Here is a 19,299-nt window from a genome sequence, read left to right on the forward strand (position 1 = left end):
TTTTTTGAACTATAATGAAACTCCAAAAAGCAAACTTGTTTGTAGCATGTGTTTTGATGCGATGAGTGTTGTCTGTTTTTTGATCTAAAATATGGGGCTACGTTTGTGATCAGCCCAATAATTTGTTGCAAAATGTTTTTCTGACTGCTTTTAAACTGTTATATTCTCCTTTTATATAAGGTAGCCTGATTTTGTTCAGTAATGAACTAGGTTAGTATTGAATGAGGTTAAAGCTTGATGCAACTTGCAAAAAAATGGCTTGCGCTCACTTGTTGTAGTTTATTTTGTGCAGCACCTGTGCAGGCTGATGCAAATCACGATCAAGATCCTTGGGAAGGGTTTAATCGTGCTATCTTTGCATTTAATGAGACAGTTGACACCTATGCACTTAAACCTATCACGCAAGGTTATCAGTATGTTACACCTGATCCTGTGGAAGGGTTAGTCAGTAACTTTTTTGATAACCTGGGAGAAGTGCGTAATGTCGTTAATGACTTACTGCAACTTGAAGGTAAGCAAGCACTAAATGATAGTGGCCGATTTGTAGTTAACTCAACAGTGGGTATGTTAGGTTTGCTTGATGTAGCCAGTGAGTTTGGGTTAGAAAAAAATTATGAAGACTTTGGGTTAACATTGGGGCATTGGCATGTACCACAAGGTAATTATTTAGTATTGCCATTCTTTGGTCCCCAGACTGTGCGCTCTACAGTTGGTTTAATCCCTGATTCACAACTTAACCCTGTCAACCATATTGAAGATGTGCCTACTCGCAATGGTTTGATGCTAATGAACGTGATTGATACTCGCTCAGGCCTGTTAAAAGCAGAGGATTTAATTGTGGGGGATAAGTACACGTTTATTCGTAATACTTATTTACAAAATAGAGCATTCCTACTCACAGGCGAGCAACCTGAAGATGACTTTTAGTTATAGTAATATTGAGTAAAAGCTATATATTATAAAGCTATAACTGTCTATGAACTTCCAGTGTGTAGTATACCGTGAGAAGAATGAGAAGGTCGGCGTAACTGACCTTCTGCATGCTTTATTTATAGTGTAGTTTGCGAATATTAGAAGTTGCTTGCTAGAGTCTTGTCGCTGCTAACTGTGGATAGTAACGCTAAATAATCTTGTGAATTTTTAAGGCAATTTGATAAAGCGTTTCATCCTCCTCGTCTTTTGTCTCATCCGTTACATCTGCTCTTATCACTTCTGCTTCTGCTTTGAAATCAGGAAACTCTGGACGCTCTGACGGAATTGTGATTTCAACCCGATCTCCCACTGGTAGTGGCGAATGATACTCGATCATGATCCCTGAACTACTTAAGTTACGACAATGAACGGAAAATGTTTGACGAGGCTCGCCGTGAGAGAGTGAGGCTGGTGTGTCCATCACCATTCGGATAAAACCTCTTTTTTCACTGAAGAGTCTATTGCTCAAAGCCATATTGTCCCTCACTTTTATAGTAGTTGTACAATCCTTATACTCGGCATTTTTCTTTCTGTCAAAGCCTCTATTATGACGAACAGTGGATAACTAGTTTATTCTAAGGAATAACACAGTTTTAAAGCGCTTGCTGTTCGATTAAGAAAAGAGTAAGGTGTTGCCGGTTCATGTTAGGCGCTGTTGATTAGCTGGTGCTTTACCCTATTTTTGAAAGCTTGATTGCAAAAGTGATGATAAAAAGCCATTCATCAAAAAGCAGTAAACAAGTAAAGAATATAAAGGACGCCTTATGGCGGTGGAAAGCAACACACTGCTAGTAATAGATGACGAAACCACGGTGCGTGAAAGTGTTGTGGCTTATCTAGAAGATAGCGGCTTTTCTATTTTAGAAGCTGAAAATGGTGCACATGGGTTGGAAGTCTTTGATCAGCATCAGCCTGATCTGGTGATTTGTGATCTTAGAATGCCTAAGCTTGATGGGTTAGGTGTACTAAAAAAAATTAGAGAAACATCACCTGAAACACCTGTTATTGTGGTTTCTGGAGCGGGGGTGATGACTGATGTGGTCGAGGCACTTAGGCTTGGTGCCAGCGACTATCTGATAAAGCCTATTGTTGACTTAGAAGTGCTGGAGCATTCGGTAAACCGTGCTCTTGAAAATGCGCAGTTGGTTAAAGATAACCAACGCTACCGAGAAAACTTAGAAGAGGCTATCCAAACATTACGTGAAAGTTTGGAAGAGCTTCAAGCGGATCAAAAAGCTGGGCGACAAGTGCAAATGAAAATGTTGCCGGCAACTCCCTATGGTTATCTAGACTATCAATTATCTCACCATATCAGCCCCTCCCTGTATTTAAGTGGGGATTTTGTTGACTACTTTCGGCTATCAGAGCATCAGTTTGCTTTTTATTTAGCAGATGTCTCAGGCCATGGGGCATCTTCTGCATTTGTCACAGTGTTACTTAAGCATATGTCGACTCGCTTAAAGCGGGAATATGGTACGCGAAAAAGTAATAACGCAATTAAGCCTTCTGAAGTATTTAGCTATATTAACCGAGGTTTACTTAACACTGACTTAGGCAAGCACGTTACCATGTTTGGTGGTATTGTTGATACTAAGGCAAATACGTTGACATACGCATTTGGTGGACACTTTCCCTTTCCAATATTGGCAACAGATAAAGAGGTTGCCTATCTTGAAGGGTATGGACTACCAGTGGGATTGTTTGATGATGCTACCTATAATGACTTTACTATGGAACTACCGGAAAAGTTTGCGTTAATAACTTTTTCAGATGGCATCATTGAAGTGCTCCCACATGCTAAATTAAAAGACAAAGAAGAATATTTGTTGTCAGTGATTAGAGGTGGCGCCATTACCGTTGAAGCCTTGATTGAGGCGTTAGAGCTACAGCAGTTAAAAGATGCGCCTGATGATATTGCGGTACTGGTATTGGCCAGGAATATGTCATGACTGTAGGTAAAATTCAGTTTGCTGAGAGTGAAGGCACGTACATCTTAAAGTTTGTTGGTGATGTGCGGCTGACCCTTTGCTCAACGTTAGATACTTTCCTCGACAAAATGTTTGCACAGCCGGACTTTCGGTCCGTTATTGTTGACTTAACCGAGACTGAAGGCATTGATAGCACTTCATTGGGGCTGCTGGCGAAACTGTCCATTCAAGCTAAAAGACGCTTTGGGCTGATTCCGACCATCGTGTCGACCAATGAAGATATTAATCGAGTCTTATTAAGTATGGGGTTTGATCAGGTGTTTATTTTGGTGAGGGATCAGCTGCAAGAGAATCAGCAAATGAGTGAGCTACCTTGTCAGGAGTGCTCGGAGCAAGTGGCTAAAGAAAAAGTGCTTGATGCACATAAAGTGCTAATGAGCATGAATGAGAAAAATCGCAACACTTTCAAAGACTTAGTAAAAAGCTTAGAGTGCGATAGTTAATGGCTACTGCTTTCCTACCCCGATTGGTCAGGGGTAGGTTGAAAGCATCACTTACTAACCCAGCTGAGCGAGTTGCTCTTCCAGTTTGGCCTGGTCTGCTGCAAAGTTACGAATACCTTCAGCTAGCTTTTCGGTCGCCATAGCATCTTCATTCATATCCCAGCGGAATTTTTGTTCGCTAACCAGGTATTTCTCGCAGTCTACTTCAGATGCTTCTGGGCTCAGCTTTCTTTCTAGTGGGGCTTCAGTCGCCTCTAACTCAGCCAGTAACTGTGGGCTAATCGTTAACCGGTCGCAACCGGCCAACTGTTGAATTTCACCAATATTACGGAAGCTGGCTCCCATCACTACGGTATTGTACCCATACTGCTTGTAGTAGTTGTAAATTCTGGTAACGGATAAAACACCAGGATCTTCATGGGCAGGGTAGTGATCTTTTCCTGTATCTCTTTTATACCAATCTAGAATACGACCCACAAAAGGTGAAATTAAGAAAGCCCCCGCATCCGCGCAGGCTGCTGCTTGGGCAAAGCTGAACATAAGCGTTAAGTTACACTCAATACCTTCTTTTTCAAGCACCCGCGCGGCTTCAATGCCTTCCCAGGTGGAAGCAATTTTGATCAAAATACGCTCTTTGCTAATCCCCGCTGTTTGATACAGATCAATCAGATGCTTAGCTTTATTAATGGTAGCCTGGGTATCAAATGAAAGTCGTGCATCAACTTCGGTAGAAATCCGGCCAGGAATGACTTTTAAAATCTCACAGCCAATGGCAACCGCAAGTTTATCAACTGTATTTGCCAGCACTTCTTGGTTGTTACCCCCTTGTTGCTTAGCCCACTGGATTGCTTCTTGTAGCAGTGGTTGGTATTGGGGCAACGCAGCTGCTTTTAGTAATAGAGAAGGGTTAGTCGTGGCATCAACTGGCTGGTAACGTTTAATTGCTTCTATGTCACCTGTATCCGCGACAACAGTGGTCATTGCTTTTAGTTGAGCTAATTGGTTACTCATAAAATACCTAATATGATTTTAGTGACCTACGTTCATTAACTGACTTTGTTCATCATAACATGGACTAAGCACCTTGTGATGTTATGCAAGTGAAAAGTCTGGGCACTTGGTCAAGGCGGTTTTTAATATATCAATTGATGCACCAGGTTTATGGGTATTTTCACTCAAGTAGCGCCTGAACAGGCGAGCACCAGGCAACCCTTGAAATAAGCCTAGAATATGGCGGGTAAGATGGTGTAGTTGAGCCCCTTTGGCCATTTGCTGTTCTATGTAAGGTATCAGCTTATCAATCACCTGGTGTCGGGTGAGGGCAGGCGAACTGTCCTGGTATAATAGTCGATCTACACCTGCCAACAAGTAAGGAGTCTGGTAGGCTGCTCTACCTACCATGACACCATCCACATGGGTAAGGTGCTCTTGCACCTGTTCTAAGTTCGTAATTCCACCATTAATAATAATATTCAGCTGGGGGAAAAGTGACTTTAACTGGTATACCCAGTCATACTTCAGTGGCGGTATCTCTCGGTTCTCTTTTGGAGATAACCCTTCCAAAATAGCGATACGAGCATGAACAATAAAGGTATCGCAGCCTATGTCTGCAATGGTTGAAACAAATTCCGCTAGCTCCTCAAACGATTCACGGCCATTAATGCCAATGCGATGTTTGACTGTGATAGGGATGCTGCAGGCATCCTGCATAGCTTTAATACAGTCTGCTACTGTGCCAGGCTCAGCCATCAAGCAAGCACCAATCCGTCCATTTTGCACACGGTCGCTAGGGCAGCCGACATTTAAGTTAACCTCATCATATCCCCACTCCTCAGCAATCTTAGCGCATTCAGCAAGCTCAGCAGGATTGCTGCCACCTAACTGAATAGCGAGAGGATGTTCTTCAGCATTAAACGCCAAAAACCGATGACGATGGCCATGAATAATGGCACCAGTGGTTACCATTTCTGTATACAGCAGGCAATGCCTGGAAATTAAACGAAGAAAATAGCGTGCATGACGATCGGTCCAATCCATCATGGGTGCCACGGCAAAAGTTCGGTTCAAGGTTTTACTGCTTTTTGTTTGCATTTCAATAAGTTAACTATCTTAAATTATTCAAACAGTTGACTAAAAAGTCTCAGAAAATCGCTGTTTTTCGCCCTTCGGTGTAACATCTGACAAATGTTACACCGTAAGAGGGCGATCAAATGTTGACCATTGTAAAACGTCCACGAGCAAATGGAAGTGTCGCTTATCTGGCGTTGGTGAGGGTAAAGCGGAAAGGCAAGATTGTCTATTCTGAAACGCGCACTTTTGACCGTGAGAAGCTGGCGAAGTTGATGTCACATGGCTTTTTTATGTTGCTGCTTAAAAATTGGGTAACTATTCGCTGACTGAAAACGCAGCACATCCTTGTTAAATAAACTACCTCATCGATGACTTGCTACCTATTATTTATTAATAATTTCCCCTATTTTTGTATCAACAAATTCCATTTTGTTTTCTAGGTTTTCGTTATATCCACCTTCAAACAGATAAATTTCATAAAATAACAATTCATGGTCTTTGCTTTCATCACTATGGGGTACTTAGCTAGTCAATTTAAATTTTTGTGAAGTACAGGGTATTTTCTCTGCATGGAAACAAGTCTATGGTGTTAATCCAAATTAAGCGTAATTATACGCATACTACCGTATAGTTCGCAGTAAAAGGAAGTTGATAAGTTGGGGCATCTGCTAGCCATGAGTAAAATCTATCGGATGTTGGGGAGAAAATAAAAAAAGCATTGCTTCGTCAACGCTGGTTTCGGGCTTGGGGGTAGTACAACGAAGCAATGCACAACACGCAGGGAGGTAAACGTAATAGCTATGACCTCCACTTTGACAAGAAGTTCACTGCTAATGATGTATAACAATCATTATTATGATGACAAGGGAAATAAAAAAAGCATTGCCTCAAAAATACGGACGAAAAAGAAAGGAAAAGCAGCTGAGGCAATGCGTAACTAGTGAGTTTTAACAGTCTTTGTGACCAGTTAAACAATACAACAAACGTAGTTTATTTTGCTAGCAATGAACGACCATGTAAGTGATAAAAAAGACAGGGGTTTGATATGAGTCAATTGGAAGCAACGTTGGAAGTACACTTTCGACTTTATAAAGTGCCACAGCCAATACGGGAGTACCGTTTTCATCCTGTTAGACGGTGGCGTTTTGACTTTGCCTGGGTTGATCAAAAAATAGCAGTGGAGGTTGAAGGTGGTGGCTGGGTTAATGGTCGTCATAATCGAGGCAAGGGCTTTGCTGCCGATATGGAAAAATATCATGAAGCCATGTTGCTGGGCTGGAATGTTTATCGTTGTAACGATGAGCTAATCACTAGTGGACGTGCAATCAAGGCTATTAAGTTGTTACTTGCCAGAACTCAACAAGCCGCCTAATGCCGTGTTTCGATCGAGGGGGAAGCTATGAACCTGTTACATGAACTCGCTGAAATCATAGGCCCTGAGGCCGCATTGAAGCTGGGTCAAAACCTGGGAGGGGCACGGTTGTATATTCCACATCGAATGACGGATGAACATATTCTAGTGGCTCTCATCGGTCGAGAAGCGGCGGAGCAGTTGAGTGATTATTATCAGGGTGATCATATCGAGCTACCCACTAAGCAGCAGTTTAAGCAAGTACGTAATGACTTAATACGCAAGGAGTATGTCACGATAAAGTCGGGTGGTGGTTGCTCTCGGGTTGATTGGTTGGCAGCTAAGTATGGGATATGTCGACGGCAAGCGTTGAATATTTTGCGGGAGGAGGGAGTGGAGGAAGAGGTTGGGGTGGAGCCGGTGCAGTGTTGTATTGAGTTTAGCTGAAAAGTATAGTTTTTGTTTTGAAAACTTTAGCTTTTGGGAGTAATTAAGATATGCCGCTTGTATGGTTTATTTGTATTGGAGTATTTTTATCTGGATTGTTAGGGGTGCTTAGTAGAAATAATGATTCTATTCAAGAGTTTAAGAAATTTGCTTTCAAGAATAAAACTAATTTGTTTTTCTCTGGCGTTTTTGTGTGCTCGTTTGTATTTTGTTTTGTGATTTTTTTCAAAATTTGCTTGGCGGATATTTGTTTTATGGGTTGTATTTTTTGTTGTTGTTTTTGACGGTGGTTTTGTATGTATTGCACTATGATTTTTTGGAGAAAAAGAAACCCTTTGTAAAAAAGTTATTAAAAAAGTTGTGCTGCCAGTTGTTTCACTGTTTATAGGTGGTGTGTTTATATTTAGTTCAAGTATGGTTGACTCATATCTTGGGGTGATACTAAAAGTTCCTGTTAATGATGTTCAAGCAGAGCTTTTTTGGGTAAAATTAAACTATGTACTCTTGATAGGATTGTTAGCTTATTTGTATGTAAGTATAGTAATATTTGCTGCTCAGTTTTTAGTTATGATTCATTATATGAAAAAAAGAAAACTAAATAAATATAGTGTTAGTAATGACTCAGTGTCTCATGAAGTGATAATTTTTTTTAGTGTTACAGTATTATCACTTGGATTATTTATGAAACCTGGGTTGTTACATGGAGTGTATGATAATATTTGGGATAATGTAGATGATATGTTAGTAGGTACTTTGTATCATAGAGAAGAAAAGGTTTGTCAAGATGTATTAGCTAAAGACAAATATAACGACCCAAAAATTATGTTCTTACCCAGAGATCGAATTTCTATAGCTGTGAAAGTTGATGGTAATTATAAGTTTGATATTCAGAAATGTGAAATATACAATTTTATGAAAAAAGCTAACTCTTAGGCTAAAGCCAGCAGATAGCTGGCTTTTCAATTATCGGCACAAGCTTTCACAAGGCACACCATCTTTGTCCCTATCTAGCCGTGTTAAATTGCACTGATTAAGATAGAACTTTGCTTCTTCGCAAGATGTCATCTGCTTACAGTATTTTTTATTTCCACAAGCAAATGCATGTTTATAGTCATCCTTGGCTTTAGATTGAGCCATGGCTCTTTTGTTGCGGCGCCACTCCCAGGGTGGTACTTGTTCAGCTGCAGGCAAGGTCCATATACCCCGTTTAGCAGATTTAGCTTCTGACTCATACTGCTTTAGCTCTTTACTATCACTGTAGTGGTCGTATACCCAGGCAGCCCCTTGTTTTACGAGTTCAGCATTGACCCAAGTTTTACCCAGGTAGATATGAGCAATACTTCTGCCGTATCTGTCTTTTGTTTGAACTTCAGCTTTGACATTTTTTTGAAACACCATATTTGATAAGGCTTGTTTAGCTTTCTGACCGTATGGCTGAGCTTTCTCAGGGGTATCAATCTCCGCAAGCCGTATTTTGACCTGTTGTTTGCTACCTGTAAGTAATGTCAGCGTGTCACCGTCAGAGACGCTTACTACTTTACCTTCTAGTGCTAAGGTTAGTGAGGGCAGAAGAGTCAGGAGAAGTATTGTCAGTTGTCGCATACGGGATTCCTTAGTTTATGGATAGCAGAGGGATGATAGTTCAATGTTAGAGAAAATCAAAAATAAACTACTCTTATTGTGTAATAAATGTGAGAGATGTAAAAAAATTATAAATTGCTTTTTTGATGGAATTGATGGTTTTAAAAATCTTGAGACAATGGATTTGAGGTCATTGTTTTCATTAGCAGTGATTATTTTTATAGCTTGGCTTGGCTATTGGGGGCTTGTTGAGTTGTTTACTGAAAGTAATGATACAGCAGGTCAGTATGGAGATCAATTTGGCGCGATTAATGCCTTGTTTTCAGGCTTAGCATTTTCGGGTGTTATTTTTACTATCCTACTTCAAAGAACTGAGCTTAAACTTCAAAGAACTGAGCTTAAACTTCAAAGAAAGGAGTTGGAAACTACTAGGGAGGAGTTAGCTGGGCAAAAAGAACAAATGGAAAAGCAGAATAGGCTTGCTGAGATTCAAGTATTTGAAAGTAAACTGTTTGGACTTTTAAAGTTTTATAATGATGCAGTGTCAACGTTAGTTTATTATGCTGGTTCAGAAAATAATATTGTTATCACAGGACGAACCTGTTTCTATAAATTATATAAAGATTTTTTTGATAACTGGGACGTTGAATGGGAGCGTACAAAGAAGGAAGTAACTTTAAGGTATAGGGGTTTTCCTCCGATTTTAGTTATTGAACATTGTATTTCAATATTATTTGATATGATGAAATTTGTTCACAATAATCAATTCCTTGCAAATATGAAAAAATATGAATATATCGACCTTATAAGAAGCCAGCTTTCTAATTGTGAGATGTTTTTTATTTTTTATGGCGTGGTTTGTTCTGATAAAGATGAGATAAAGGAAATTATAGAGCGATACGGTTTTTTTTCTAGACTACCCAATATATGGTGTGCAGAAAATAAGAAAGAAATACTTATGTTATTAGATCCAAGTCATCAAAAATTTTATAATGAAGGTGCTTATAAAAGGCAAAAGGCCGTTAAATGATAAAGCCAGATACAGTTATTACTAAAGTTGAAATGTTTTCCCTAAACAATCAGGATATCAATCCTAAAAACTCCTCATCATCCCTAACCAGATTCTGAGGAGTTTATACCTAAATTCAGCGCTACATCATTAGACCGCTTAGCCACCTGCCACGAAGAGGATGTGGAATCGTATCTAATTAATTGGGGGAATATAGCCAGTTTTATATTCTTAATGAAGCTGTTTGCTTTACTTAAGGAGATAAACTTTTTATAGTTTGGTTGATTTTATCAATAATACTATTATCAACCATTTTGCTACACATAAAATAACGCTTACTCCCTGGAGGAAGATCTGAAAGTTTATGGATTACAAAAGAACCTTTATTTGCTAAAACTAGTTCTTCTGCTTCTTCTTCTGCGACTATGAAGTAGTTAAATCTATTAGCTTTTAGCATTTCCATCATTCCAAGGTTGTCCTGAGACATACGTAGTTTTTTTGGATTATGCTGGCTAATTTTTTTATCTATAAACCCTCCATAGGAATATCCTATTTTAATGCCGATATATAAACTTTGATCGGATAGCAAGTTGTCGATGTTTTTTTTATTGAGTACATTTAACTGGTTTTTGGTTGTAACTAATACTGCGGGCTTATCTTGGTAGATAGGCATGGTGTACTTTGCAAATAATTCCCTTTCTTTATTTTTAAACCAGCCCACTGCACATATATGTTTCTTATTGAGTTTGACTTCTTCTATTTGGCGTGCAGCAGGTATGTTTAACAAGCGATATGGAACTTTGCTTTTTTCTAGTATTTGTTGAGCTTTGCTGCCAACAATGCCTGTTAACCTATTATCTTCTATTTTGTAGTAAGGTGTTCGCTCATGATAGTAAATACGAATATAATGCTCGTCTGCATTTGATAAGCAGGTCAAATTATAGGCTATAATTAAGATAAATAAGATTAATTTTGTTTGCATTTTGAACTAGTTCAGTTAGATATAACTTGGTTTGATTATAGCTCAGTTGAAATAATATGAGATCTTCACTTCTATATGAAAGTAAAGAAAATTTCCCCTAACTAACCCCACTTAAATTCCTAAAACTCCTCACCATCCCTAACCAGATTTTGAGGAGTTTATGCCAAAATTCAGTCCCACATCATTAGACCGTTTAGCCACTTGCCACGAAGACCTACAAGTTTTATTCAGCGAGATCATTAAAGATTGTGATTGCAGTATATTAATTGGCCATCGCAGTCAGCTAGACCAAGACGCAGCTTATGCAGCAGGTAAATCAACATTGCCATTTCCCCATAGTAAACATAATCGACTCCCAGCATTTGCCGTAGATGTAGCACCTTATCCGATTAATTGGGAAGAATATAACCAGTTTTATTACTTGGGTGGGTTAGTGATGGGTAAGGCTAATGAGTTATTTAAAGAAGGGCGAATGAAGCATCGCTTGCGCTGGGGTGGGAATTGGAATCGTAACCATCAAGTGAGTGACCAGAGTTTTAATGATCTGGTTCATTTTGAGTTAGTCGAGGGAGATGATGGATAAATCAGGTGTTGTCAGTTATGTGGTGGGCTCTGCCACCGTCATAGGTGCCGCGACCGTTGAGCAGTGGAGCACTATGGATTGGTTGAGTGCGCTGGGGATTATTGTTGGTGTCATTGGCGTGTTGGTGCGGATTTATACGGATATTGCCATCCACCTGAATCGACGTAAGGAGTAAGCATGAGTTGGTGGAGTAAATTAATAGGTGGTGGTTTAGCTGAACCAATTGAAGCCATTGGTAATGTGCTGGATAAAGTCACAACCAGTGATGCTGAACGTGCCCAGGCTGAGATTTTATTATCTCGTATACGACAGCAGCCGCGATTACTACAAATTGAATTGAACAAGGTGGAGGCCCAGCATCGTAGTTTATTTGTGGCTGGCTGGCGTCCGTTTATTGGTTGGGTGTGTGGCCTGGGATTAACCTTTACCTTTCTGATTAATCCCATTTTGCAATGGGCCTCTGGCGAGCCAGGACCACAACTGCCGTTTGATGTAATGACTGAACTAGTGATGGCATTGTTGGGATTAGGTGCACTGAGAACGGCTGAGAAGCTGGGAGGGCGGTCCGGTAAGCTAACCCCGAAGCAAGCCATGTTTGTTAAAGAATATCTGGTAGATTTAAATGCTACCCAGGCAGCGATACGTGCGGGGTATAGTGCTAAGACGGCGAGTGAGCAAGGAGCCAGGTTGTTAGGAAATGTTAGGATTCAAGCGGCGTTAGGGGAATTACAACAGAAGCGGGGTAGCCGTCTTGATGTGACAGCCGATCGCATCGAAAAAGAGCTAGCCAAAATTGCTTTTAGTCATATTACTGATGTGATTGACTGGCGTGAAATCACCTTGGAATCCAATGAGGATGAGCCAAGTAATTCTGCGCTCATGACTTGCCAATTAATTCGGTTAAAAGATTCTGATACCTTACCTCCAGAAGTAACGGCCACTATTCAGGAAATATCCCAAACTGCCCACGGCATTAAAGTCAAACTCTACGACAAATTAAAAGCCCTGGAATTATTGGGCCGTCGTCATGGAATTTTTATTGATAAGGTTGAACACAGCGGCACCATTAAAAACCAAAACCTATCGGAAGCTGAACTGGATAAGCGCATAGCTGAATTAACGAAAAAACTGTCATGATGGTGGCAGATAAATTAAAACTCTTAGCCCTGCTGGAAAAGAAGTTGGCGTTGCGAGCAGCAAACTCATTAGACGCCTACTGTCGTTATATTGAAATCCCCGGCGTGCCTCTCATCGATGATGACGACTGTGAATGTTTTTATCCTGATACCGTTGAACCCGCCGAACATCACCAATTAATTAATAAAACTCTGGAGCAAGTCGAGCAGGGCAGTATTAAACGGGTGATGTTATTTATGCCGCCGGGCTCGGCTAAATCCACTTATGCCAGTGTCGTATTTCCCACCTGGTTTATGGGTCGTAATCCGAGAAAAAATATTATTTCCACCTCCTATGGTAGTGACCTGGCAAAAAAGTTCGGACGTAAATGCCGAGCAATAACCCGCAGCGAGCAGTTTAAAACGATTTTTAATGCCGAATTAAATCAAGATAACCAAGCGGTGGATAACTGGTCGTTAACTAATAGCGCGACTTACATGGCGGGTGGGATTTTATCGGGGATTACCGGTAACCGGGCCGATGGATTAATTATTGATGACCCCGTGAAAGGCTTTGAACAAGCTGAGAGTGTCACCATCCGAGATAAAACCTGGGATGCCTATTTAACGGATTTACGTACCCGACTGAAGCCGTCTGGCTGGATTATTATTATTCAAACCCGTTGGCATGAGGATGACTTATCCGGTCGTATATTACCCCCTGGCTATGAAGGCCAATCGGGCTGGGTGAATGCCCAGGATGGTGAGGAATGGTACGTCATCTGTCTTCAGGCGTTGTGTGAACGAGAGGATGATCCCCTGGGGCGTAACATCGGCGAGTATTTATGGACGGACTGGTTTAGCCCTGAGCACTGGCAGCAAGAACGAGTTAGCCAAGGTAGCCGTAACTGGGATGCACTTTATCAACAACGGCCAGCACCGGCAGAAGGTGGGCTCATTAAACGGGCTTGGATTAAACGCTATAAAGCTTTACCTGCTAACCCCATTCGAATTATTCACAGTTGGGATACGGCCTATAAACCGGATCAAATTAATGATCCATCAGTGGCGACCGTGTGGATGGAAACCAAATTCGGTTATTACCTGGTGGATGTCTGGCGGGAGCGTGTTGAATTTCCCCATTTAAAAACGGCTGTTAGGGCATTAGCCGACAAGTGGGGGGCACAGGTAATACTGATCGAAGATAAAGCCAGCGGCCAATCCTTAATTCAGGAATTACGGCTTACCACCAGCTTACCGATTATTGCCATTGAACCCGAGGGCGACAAACTCACCCGCATGAGCAGCCAGAGTGCCACCATTGAAGCGGGTAAAGTGTTTTTACCAGAATCTGGCAATTGGCTGGTGGATTATGAACGGGAAATCTTTGTATTTCCCCTATCCGAACATGACGACCAGGTGGATAGTACCAGCCAGTTCCTGAAATGGGTGAACGACCATAAACAACAGTTTGAGTATAAGCCGGTGAAAGGGTGTGGTACTGAATTTAAACGCAAGAAAGGAGCCTGGTAAACATGGCTGAGAATAAGACAAAGGCAGTGAATAAAAAAAGCCTCACTCGTGAGGTAGCAGGCCCTTCTGCAGTGCGAAACCCATTTGAAATGGAAGCGGTGGCCAGTGGCTTAACCCCGAGTAAATTAGCATCAGTTTTACAGGAAGCTGCCGAAGGGGATATGCAAGCGTATTTAACCCTGGCGGAAGAAATGGAAGAACGGGAGCCTCATTATGCCAGTGTCTTACGTACCCGAAAATTTGCGGTGTGTAGTCTGGATATTAGCGTGGAACACAGTACTGAAAATAAATTCACAGAAGAAATACAACAGTTAATTGATACCCCTGAATTTGCTGACATGATGAGTGATGCCCTGGATGCAATTGGTAAAGGGTTTAGCGTCAATGAAATTATCTGGGATCAGACCGGCAGTGTATGGAAACCGGTGGCGTATAAATGGCGTGATCCGCGTTATTTTATGTTCCTGAAAGACAACCCAGAAGAGTTACGAATTATTGATGAATCCAACTCAGAGGAAGGGCTGGAAATTCCACCGTATAAATTTATTGTCCATCGGCCACGGTTAAAATCAGGTTTAACCTTGAGAGGCGGGTTAGCCCGACTAGTGGCCTTTTCTTACCTGTGCAAAATGTATGGCCTCAAGGATTGGATGGCCTTTTTAGAAATTTATGGTGTACCACTTCGGGTGGGCCGCTATGAGGGGGAGTTAACCGAAGAACAGGAAACGGCTTTACGACGAGCTGTGTATGAAATTGGCACGGATGCCGCCGCAATATTACCTAAATCGATGGAAATTGATTTTGTTCAGGTGACTTATGCCGCGAGTGGTTCGGATGCCTTTGCTCGACTGGCGGAGTGGATCGACCGGCAGATATCCAAAGCGGTACTTGGCCAGACCATGACCGCCGATGATGGGAGCAGTCACGCACAAGCTCAAGTCCATGATGAGGTGCGCCAGGATATTATTGACGCGGATGCCAAACAATTAGCTACCACCATTAACCGAGATTTAATTAAGCCCTATATTGATTTGAATTACGGGGTACAGGAAGAATACCCACGTATCAAAATTAGCCTACCAGAGTCGTATGATACGGAAAACCTGGCGGATAATTTAGCCAAGCTGGTACCACTCGGATTAAAAATTTCACAGCAGGAAGTGCGGACAAAGTTAGGTTTATCAGAGCCTCAAGAAGGGGAGGAATTATTAACAGCCCCAAGTACACAACCCGCTGAGTCCAATAAAGAAGATAAGGCGAATAACCGGCAACAGGCGTGTACTCACTGCCAGGCATTAAACAGCCAGCAGCCTGACGAGATTGATCAGCTGGAAACCCTGATGTTGGACGGTTGGCAACAGCAGCTAGCACCGGTAATTGATCCTCTGATAGCTGCTATTCAACAAGCGCAAAGCTATGAAGAGATACAACTGTTGCTACCTGATCTATTAAATAAAATGGATCGTACTCAACTGACGGAGAGTTTAGCCAAGGCTGGATTTATTGCCTATGGTCATGGTGTAGCAGAGGGCGGCAACTGATGCATTTTGCGTTTAATCGTGAGCAGAAAGGTGATGAACCAGCTGGCACTAACAAAGCCCCAAAAGAAGCGCTGGATTATTTTCGGGATAAGGGGATTAGAATTACATGGGATTATCGCGAGGTATGGAAAACACAGCATACGGAAGCTTTCACTGTGGCTAAGGCCATGTGTCAGGATGTGCTACTGGAAATTCGATCTGCCTTGGATAAAGCCTTAGCTGAGGGGTTACCGTTTGAAACCTTTAAAAAAGAATTAATGCCCTTTTTAGAAGAGCGAGGCTGGACAGGCATTAAAATTCACCCAGACGGATCACGAGTAGAATTAGGTACCCCTAGACGCTTAAAATTAATTTACGATACCAATATGCGAGTCGCCAGAGCCGCTGGCCAATGGCAACGTATTCAACGGGCTAAGCGGGCTATGCCTTACTTGTTGTATAGCTTAGGGCCATCCAAAGAGCACCGTCCCCTCCACGAAAAATGGGCAGGTGTAGTACTACCGATAGACGATATATTTTGGAATACCCATTTCCCCCCTAATGGCTGGGGCTGCCGGTGTCGTATAAGACAAATCACTAAGCGAGAAGCCACTCGTCGGGGAATTTCACCAATGCCTGATTTTAATCCTGTCCGTTGGACAAACAAATACACTGGACGCAAGGAAATGGTACCTGAAGGCATAGACCCCGGTTGGAATTATAATCCCGGTCAATCCCGTTCACAGTGGTTAGAAAAGTACGCCCAAGAAAAAGATAAGGAATTTAACAAAGCGTTTAGTTAAATAGCTTTATTCCAATGAATATCACTCGACCAATGGCGTTTGCCTCATTATTAGTACATTTTTTTATTATCTCCTTATTATCCTCTGTTAAGTAAACTCCTAATTCCCCTTTTTTAGGCTGCTGGTGTGTATCAATTAGTACCGTTTCGCCTGCTTTAATATTTGAATAAGCATTTGAAATGGTTAAATAGTAATATCTATGAGCCATATTCATCCCTATAGCGTTGGTACACGCACATTCAATGCGAGGGATTGTGTCCCTCTTACTCACTAGAATGAGGGAATGACTATAACTGATTTATTTTTAAAAAGAACTAGGGTTCAACCCTAGTTTTGTCACTTTCTACCAATCAATTTTACAGTTAACTAAAGAAGATAGATTATGTTTTAAACATAATGTGGGTAAGTCTTTTTTATTTTCACACTTCAATTTTTGTTTAATTATTTTAGTCCGATGTTCGATTCCTTTTACTGATAAACCAAGCTTTTTAGCAATTTCTACTGCCTCTAGCCCATTGAGAATTAACGATAAAGTATCCACTTCCTTGCGGTTAAGTTGGGTATTTTGAAAAGGTGGACCTAAAGTAATTACTTGTTTTTCTTTATCTATAGTAAAGCTAGAGGATTGGGGGTCACTGATTTCATGCGCGACGCCAATAATCCATTGTTTACTTTCACAGATTGCTTTACTGGTGGTGACCTTCACTATTCGGTTGCTTAGAGGAATAGTTTCTATTTGGTTTGTGATGGGATGACCGGACCATACCAATTTATCGTCGGCTAGTAATTCTGGTGCCTGTTGCCGCCAAGGCATATCGTAGTCTGTCAGGCCAACTATTTGTTGCGGGGAATCTATGTTGGCTGCTTCTGCATAAGCTTCCGATGCGAATGTATACTTTCCATGGCGATTTTTAGCAAAAGCGAATACCCCTGGTAGATTAAGTATCTCCCTGTACATCGCTTGCTCCTAATGTATAACCATTTGCGAACCATGATCATGAAATATTTTTGCAATAAATGGAAGGGGGAAATGAAAAAAAATACAACTTTAGTACTAGAAGAGCGTTTTTATAAGTATGGAATGAATAAAAGGAATAAACTAAATGAATTATAGTAAGAATGGATAGGCTGATAATTAGTTTGATATGACTTATTGGTCGGATTAATTATTGAGAAAGTTAGATACTCATAAAGCTAAGAAACTGCTTGGAGTTTTGGCTTAGCTTGTACCCTATAAATATGAGATAATCACTCGACTACAGCAGCCCCACCTGGGACTGATTGTTTAAAGAGAGCTACTTATCTTGGCTCTATACCTGAATAAACAAACTGTTCTTCTTTAAAACCAGAACTACTCAATGCTTTTTTTCTAGCTGCTATGGCCTTGTCGCTTTCTCCCATTAGTTCAAATATTTTTGACTTTACTGCCCACCCATAGCCATCAGATGGGGAGTCTTTTAAAAAGTCATTGATGGTTTCTAGTGCTAACTCAAGTTTTTGTGTATGCATCAGGCATATGCTTTTTTGTAAGGATGGAGAGTAACTACCTTGAAGACCTCTCACTTCCCAGTCATTAATTAGATCTAATGCTTCATCACATTTTCTTGGTGTAAGAGCTAATAGTATATTGAAAAAAATATCTGCATTTGAATTGTCATATGAGTAGGCAATTCTACAGTGCTTTTCAGCTGCACTAAATGCTTGTACTCTTGCGTAAATATTACATATTTTTATCTGAGCTAAAGCATGGTGTGGATTAAGAGCTACAGCTTTCTCAAGTGCTTCAACCTCTTCCTTGTATGGCATTTTTAAGGAAGCTTTATATAACTCTGCTGCTTTAGTATTTCTTATGTTTTTTTGTATTGTTAGTGCGTATTCTTTTGCTTCAAGCATTGATCGTCTGTATCCTGTGTCAATTTTTATTAACGCAGAATAAGCAAAGGAGTACTTTTTAATTGTGCTTTTATTTAGGTTGTTAAAGTTTACTATTTGATTGGGAGATAACTTTTTCCGTTGAACAGAGATAAGTTCACAGCTTGCATTTTTTTTTGAGTTAGCGCCTCCTGTGGAAAAGTTCTTCTTGCATAGCTTTAGATTAACTTTGAGCTTATCAAACCACTCAGGGTAGTATTTTTCTTCCAGTGCTTTTTTTCTAGCATATTCAGCATCAACGGTTTCTCCAAATATCTCATGCAGTAATGATTTTATAGCCCAGTCTATATTTACTGGATATATGGTTATTGAGTTACTAATAGACTGCATTGCTAAAGTGTAGAGGCCTAAAGTAGTTTGGCATTTGCTTTGATTACGCCACGCAGGTGAGCTAAGAGGATTTACCCTTAATATTTGATTTATTATATCCATAGCATCGTTGCATCGGCCTAAATTACTAAGAGCTTGTACTTTTCCTAGTTTAGCTTCGTAGTCGTGTTTATCTATATTTAGAATTTGATTACTTAAATCTAAAGCTTTTTGGGAGGTGCCGAAACTATTATATGAATTCATCAGAAGCTCTAAGGCTTCAAGGTTTTTAGGGTTAAATGCAACAGCTTTTTCTAGATAAGGGATTGACTCTGTACTATAAAGGTGCTCCTTAGCTTTTTGTAAATACTCATTAGATTTTTCTTTTTCGACTTTTTTATGTTGAATTTTATTTTCTTTTATAGCAATACATGACCAACCATTATTATTTCTTTTTTCCTCGGTAGTACCATATAATGTCTTTAGTTGGCTTGCTGACACAAACTCCTTTGAACCTTTAGAAACTAACTTACCAGATCGGGAGCATTTTTCTGTTTCGCAGACACATTTGAACATTTTAGATGCATAAGCATTCCTAATTATCATCATGCCTAAGCTATATTTAGTAGCTTACCTGGTAGCGGAGGTGTTCTCAGCGCTA

Annotated in this window: 22 protein-coding genes; 14 read left to right on the forward strand and 8 right to left on the reverse strand. The window is 40.6% G+C overall.

Going from position 1 to position 19,299, the window contains the following annotated elements; translation table 11 throughout:
- The first annotated feature begins 237 nt into the window (after window positions 1–237).
- Entirely contained in the window at window positions 238–927 is a 690-nt protein-coding gene (locus tag ORQ98_RS06505) for an MlaA family lipoprotein (protein WP_274687975.1), read from the forward strand.
- A gap of 193 nt (window positions 928–1,120) precedes the next feature.
- Here ORQ98_RS06505 and ORQ98_RS06510 read toward each other — a convergent pair whose 3' ends face one another.
- The gene (locus ORQ98_RS06510) at window positions 1,121–1,441 is read right to left on the reverse strand and encodes a PilZ domain-containing protein (protein WP_274687976.1); all 321 of its coding nucleotides are present in this window, start codon (window positions 1,439–1,441) and stop codon (window positions 1,121–1,123) included.
- 295 nt (window positions 1,442–1,736) lie between these two features.
- Between ORQ98_RS06510 and ORQ98_RS06515 the strand changes: the two genes are divergently transcribed.
- Window positions 1,737–2,921: a SpoIIE family protein phosphatase gene (locus ORQ98_RS06515; protein ID WP_274687977.1), complete on the forward strand. Its 1,185-nt coding sequence runs from the start codon at window positions 1,737–1,739 to the stop codon at window positions 2,919–2,921.
- Window positions 2,918–3,403: an STAS domain-containing protein gene (locus ORQ98_RS06520; RefSeq protein WP_274687978.1), complete on the forward strand. Its 486-nt coding sequence runs from the start codon at window positions 2,918–2,920 to the stop codon at window positions 3,401–3,403. Before ORQ98_RS06515 ends, ORQ98_RS06520 begins: the two co-directional genes overlap by 4 nt.
- 54 nt (window positions 3,404–3,457) lie before the next feature.
- On the opposite strand, the gene tal is transcribed toward ORQ98_RS06520, so the two are convergent.
- Window positions 3,458–4,414, reverse strand: a complete 957-nt coding sequence (gene tal / locus ORQ98_RS06525) for a transaldolase (protein ID WP_274687979.1) — start codon at window positions 4,412–4,414, stop codon at window positions 3,458–3,460.
- Between the two features lie 81 nt (window positions 4,415–4,495).
- Window positions 4,496–5,494, reverse strand: coding sequence for a tRNA dihydrouridine(20/20a) synthase DusA (dusA, locus tag ORQ98_RS06530; RefSeq protein WP_274687980.1), 999 nt, complete (start codon window positions 5,492–5,494; stop codon window positions 4,496–4,498).
- A gap of 119 nt (window positions 5,495–5,613) precedes the next feature.
- Between dusA and ORQ98_RS06535 the strand changes: the two genes are divergently transcribed.
- The 4 genes from ORQ98_RS06535 (at window position 5,614) to ORQ98_RS06550 (ending at window position 8,204) form a co-directional block, all read left to right on the forward strand.
- Window positions 5,614–5,799: a hypothetical protein gene (locus tag ORQ98_RS06535; RefSeq protein WP_274687981.1), complete on the forward strand. Its 186-nt coding sequence runs from the start codon at window positions 5,614–5,616 to the stop codon at window positions 5,797–5,799.
- A gap of 719 nt (window positions 5,800–6,518) precedes the next feature.
- Window positions 6,519–6,845, forward strand: coding sequence for a PDDEXK family nuclease (locus ORQ98_RS06540; protein ID WP_274687982.1), 327 nt, complete (start codon window positions 6,519–6,521; stop codon window positions 6,843–6,845).
- A gap of 27 nt (window positions 6,846–6,872) precedes the next feature.
- Complete coding sequence (locus ORQ98_RS06545; RefSeq protein WP_274687983.1) at window positions 6,873–7,271, forward strand: hypothetical protein; 399 nt, start codon at window positions 6,873–6,875, stop codon at window positions 7,269–7,271.
- 360 nt (window positions 7,272–7,631) lie between these two features.
- The gene (locus ORQ98_RS06550) at window positions 7,632–8,204 is read left to right on the forward strand and encodes a hypothetical protein (RefSeq protein ID WP_274687984.1); all 573 of its coding nucleotides are present in this window, start codon (window positions 7,632–7,634) and stop codon (window positions 8,202–8,204) included.
- A gap of 30 nt (window positions 8,205–8,234) precedes the next feature.
- Here ORQ98_RS06550 and ORQ98_RS06555 read toward each other — a convergent pair whose 3' ends face one another.
- Window positions 8,235–8,873 (reverse strand): thermonuclease family protein, encoded by a 639-nt coding sequence (locus ORQ98_RS06555; RefSeq protein WP_274687985.1) that lies wholly within the window; start codon window positions 8,871–8,873, stop codon window positions 8,235–8,237.
- Between the two features lie 43 nt (window positions 8,874–8,916).
- On the opposite strand from ORQ98_RS06555, the gene ORQ98_RS06560 reads away from it, so the two are divergent.
- A complete protein-coding gene (locus tag ORQ98_RS06560) occupies window positions 8,917–9,882 on the forward strand; it encodes a putative phage abortive infection protein (RefSeq protein ID WP_274687986.1) in 966 nt (321 codons plus the stop codon).
- 232 nt (window positions 9,883–10,114) lie between these two features.
- Here ORQ98_RS06560 and ORQ98_RS06565 read toward each other — a convergent pair whose 3' ends face one another.
- The gene (locus ORQ98_RS06565; protein ID WP_274687987.1) at window positions 10,115–10,843 is read right to left on the reverse strand and encodes a transporter substrate-binding domain-containing protein; all 729 of its coding nucleotides are present in this window, start codon (window positions 10,841–10,843) and stop codon (window positions 10,115–10,117) included.
- A 160-nt stretch (window positions 10,844–11,003) separates the two neighbouring features.
- Here ORQ98_RS06565 and ORQ98_RS06570 point away from each other — a divergent pair, with 160 nt between their 5' ends.
- The 6 genes from ORQ98_RS06570 to ORQ98_RS06595 are packed head-to-tail and all read left to right on the forward strand — an operon-like array spanning window position 11,004 to window position 16,397.
- Complete coding sequence (locus ORQ98_RS06570; RefSeq protein WP_274687988.1) at window positions 11,004–11,426, forward strand: M15 family metallopeptidase domain-containing protein; 423 nt, start codon at window positions 11,004–11,006, stop codon at window positions 11,424–11,426.
- Window positions 11,416–11,601: a hypothetical protein gene (locus tag ORQ98_RS06575; protein WP_274687989.1), complete on the forward strand. Its 186-nt coding sequence runs from the start codon at window positions 11,416–11,418 to the stop codon at window positions 11,599–11,601. The genes ORQ98_RS06570 and ORQ98_RS06575 overlap by 11 nt, the downstream gene beginning before the upstream one ends.
- A 2-nt stretch (window positions 11,602–11,603) precedes the next feature.
- A complete protein-coding gene (locus tag ORQ98_RS06580) occupies window positions 11,604–12,563 on the forward strand; it encodes a 3TM-type holin (RefSeq protein WP_274687990.1) in 960 nt (319 codons plus the stop codon).
- Window positions 12,560–14,074, forward strand: a complete 1,515-nt coding sequence (gene terL, locus ORQ98_RS06585) for a phage terminase large subunit (RefSeq protein WP_274687991.1) — start codon at window positions 12,560–12,562, stop codon at window positions 14,072–14,074. Before ORQ98_RS06580 ends, terL begins: the two co-directional genes overlap by 4 nt.
- A 2-nt stretch (window positions 14,075–14,076) precedes the next feature.
- The gene (locus ORQ98_RS06590; protein WP_274687992.1) at window positions 14,077–15,615 is read left to right on the forward strand and encodes a DUF935 domain-containing protein; all 1,539 of its coding nucleotides are present in this window, start codon (window positions 14,077–14,079) and stop codon (window positions 15,613–15,615) included.
- The gene (locus ORQ98_RS06595) at window positions 15,615–16,397 is read left to right on the forward strand and encodes a phage head morphogenesis protein (RefSeq protein WP_274687993.1); all 783 of its coding nucleotides are present in this window, start codon (window positions 15,615–15,617) and stop codon (window positions 16,395–16,397) included. Before ORQ98_RS06590 ends, ORQ98_RS06595 begins: the two co-directional genes overlap by 1 nt.
- On the opposite strand, the gene ORQ98_RS06600 is transcribed toward ORQ98_RS06595, so the two are convergent.
- From ORQ98_RS06600 to ORQ98_RS06610, 3 genes are all read right to left on the reverse strand, one after another.
- Complete coding sequence (locus tag ORQ98_RS06600; RefSeq protein WP_274687994.1) at window positions 16,390–16,605, reverse strand: hypothetical protein; 216 nt, start codon at window positions 16,603–16,605, stop codon at window positions 16,390–16,392. The two genes, ORQ98_RS06595 and ORQ98_RS06600, sit on opposite strands and share 8 nt — an antisense overlap.
- 135 nt (window positions 16,606–16,740) lie before the next feature.
- Window positions 16,741–17,355 carry a LuxR C-terminal-related transcriptional regulator gene (locus ORQ98_RS06605; protein ID WP_274687995.1) on the reverse strand — a complete coding sequence of 205 codons (615 nt, stop codon included), beginning with the start codon at window positions 17,353–17,355 and terminating at the stop codon, window positions 16,741–16,743.
- A 341-nt stretch (window positions 17,356–17,696) separates the two neighbouring features.
- A complete protein-coding gene (locus ORQ98_RS06610; RefSeq protein ID WP_274687996.1) occupies window positions 17,697–19,139 on the reverse strand; it encodes a tetratricopeptide repeat protein in 1,443 nt (480 codons plus the stop codon).
- Window positions 19,140–19,299 lie beyond the last annotated feature (160 nt).

Origin of the sequence: Spartinivicinus poritis (assembly GCF_028858535.1) — a bacterium.
In the GTDB taxonomy this organism is placed as follows: Bacteria; Pseudomonadota; Gammaproteobacteria; order Pseudomonadales; family Zooshikellaceae; genus Spartinivicinus; species Spartinivicinus poritis.

Excerpts from the sequence above, each read along its gene's own strand:
- dusA (WP_274687980.1), bottom strand. The coding sequence starts at position 5,494 with ATGCAAACAAAAAGCAGTAAAACCTTGAACCGAACTTTTGCCGTGGCA.
- terL (WP_274687991.1), top strand. The coding sequence starts at position 12,560 with ATGATGGTGGCAGATAAATTAAAACTCTTAGCCCTGCTGGAAAAGAAG.
- ORQ98_RS06600 (WP_274687994.1), bottom strand. The coding sequence starts at position 16,605 with ATGGCTCATAGATATTACTATTTAACCATTTCAAATGCTTATTCAAAT.
- ORQ98_RS06555 (WP_274687985.1), bottom strand. The coding sequence starts at position 8,873 with ATGCGACAACTGACAATACTTCTCCTGACTCTTCTGCCCTCACTAACC.
- ORQ98_RS06545 (WP_274687983.1), top strand. The coding sequence starts at position 6,873 with ATGAACCTGTTACATGAACTCGCTGAAATCATAGGCCCTGAGGCCGCA.
- tal (WP_274687979.1), bottom strand. The coding sequence starts at position 4,414 with ATGAGTAACCAATTAGCTCAACTAAAAGCAATGACCACTGTTGTCGCG.
- ORQ98_RS06590 (WP_274687992.1), top strand. The coding sequence starts at position 14,077 with ATGGCTGAGAATAAGACAAAGGCAGTGAATAAAAAAAGCCTCACTCGT.
- ORQ98_RS06560 (WP_274687986.1), top strand. The coding sequence starts at position 8,917 with ATGTTAGAGAAAATCAAAAATAAACTACTCTTATTGTGTAATAAATGT.
- ORQ98_RS06565 (WP_274687987.1), bottom strand. The coding sequence starts at position 10,843 with ATGCAAACAAAATTAATCTTATTTATCTTAATTATAGCCTATAATTTG.
- ORQ98_RS06580 (WP_274687990.1), top strand. The coding sequence starts at position 11,604 with ATGAGTTGGTGGAGTAAATTAATAGGTGGTGGTTTAGCTGAACCAATT.
- ORQ98_RS06540 (WP_274687982.1), top strand. The coding sequence starts at position 6,519 with ATGAGTCAATTGGAAGCAACGTTGGAAGTACACTTTCGACTTTATAAA.
- ORQ98_RS06605 (WP_274687995.1), bottom strand. The coding sequence starts at position 17,355 with ATGTACAGGGAGATACTTAATCTACCAGGGGTATTCGCTTTTGCTAAA.
- ORQ98_RS06570 (WP_274687988.1), top strand. The coding sequence starts at position 11,004 with ATGCCAAAATTCAGTCCCACATCATTAGACCGTTTAGCCACTTGCCAC.
- ORQ98_RS06520 (WP_274687978.1), top strand. The coding sequence starts at position 2,918 with ATGACTGTAGGTAAAATTCAGTTTGCTGAGAGTGAAGGCACGTACATC.
- ORQ98_RS06535 (WP_274687981.1), top strand. The coding sequence starts at position 5,614 with ATGTTGACCATTGTAAAACGTCCACGAGCAAATGGAAGTGTCGCTTAT.
- ORQ98_RS06575 (WP_274687989.1), top strand. The coding sequence starts at position 11,416 with ATGATGGATAAATCAGGTGTTGTCAGTTATGTGGTGGGCTCTGCCACC.
- ORQ98_RS06515 (WP_274687977.1), top strand. The coding sequence starts at position 1,737 with ATGGCGGTGGAAAGCAACACACTGCTAGTAATAGATGACGAAACCACG.
- ORQ98_RS06595 (WP_274687993.1), top strand. The coding sequence starts at position 15,615 with ATGCATTTTGCGTTTAATCGTGAGCAGAAAGGTGATGAACCAGCTGGC.
- ORQ98_RS06505 (WP_274687975.1), top strand. The coding sequence starts at position 238 with ATGCAACTTGCAAAAAAATGGCTTGCGCTCACTTGTTGTAGTTTATTT.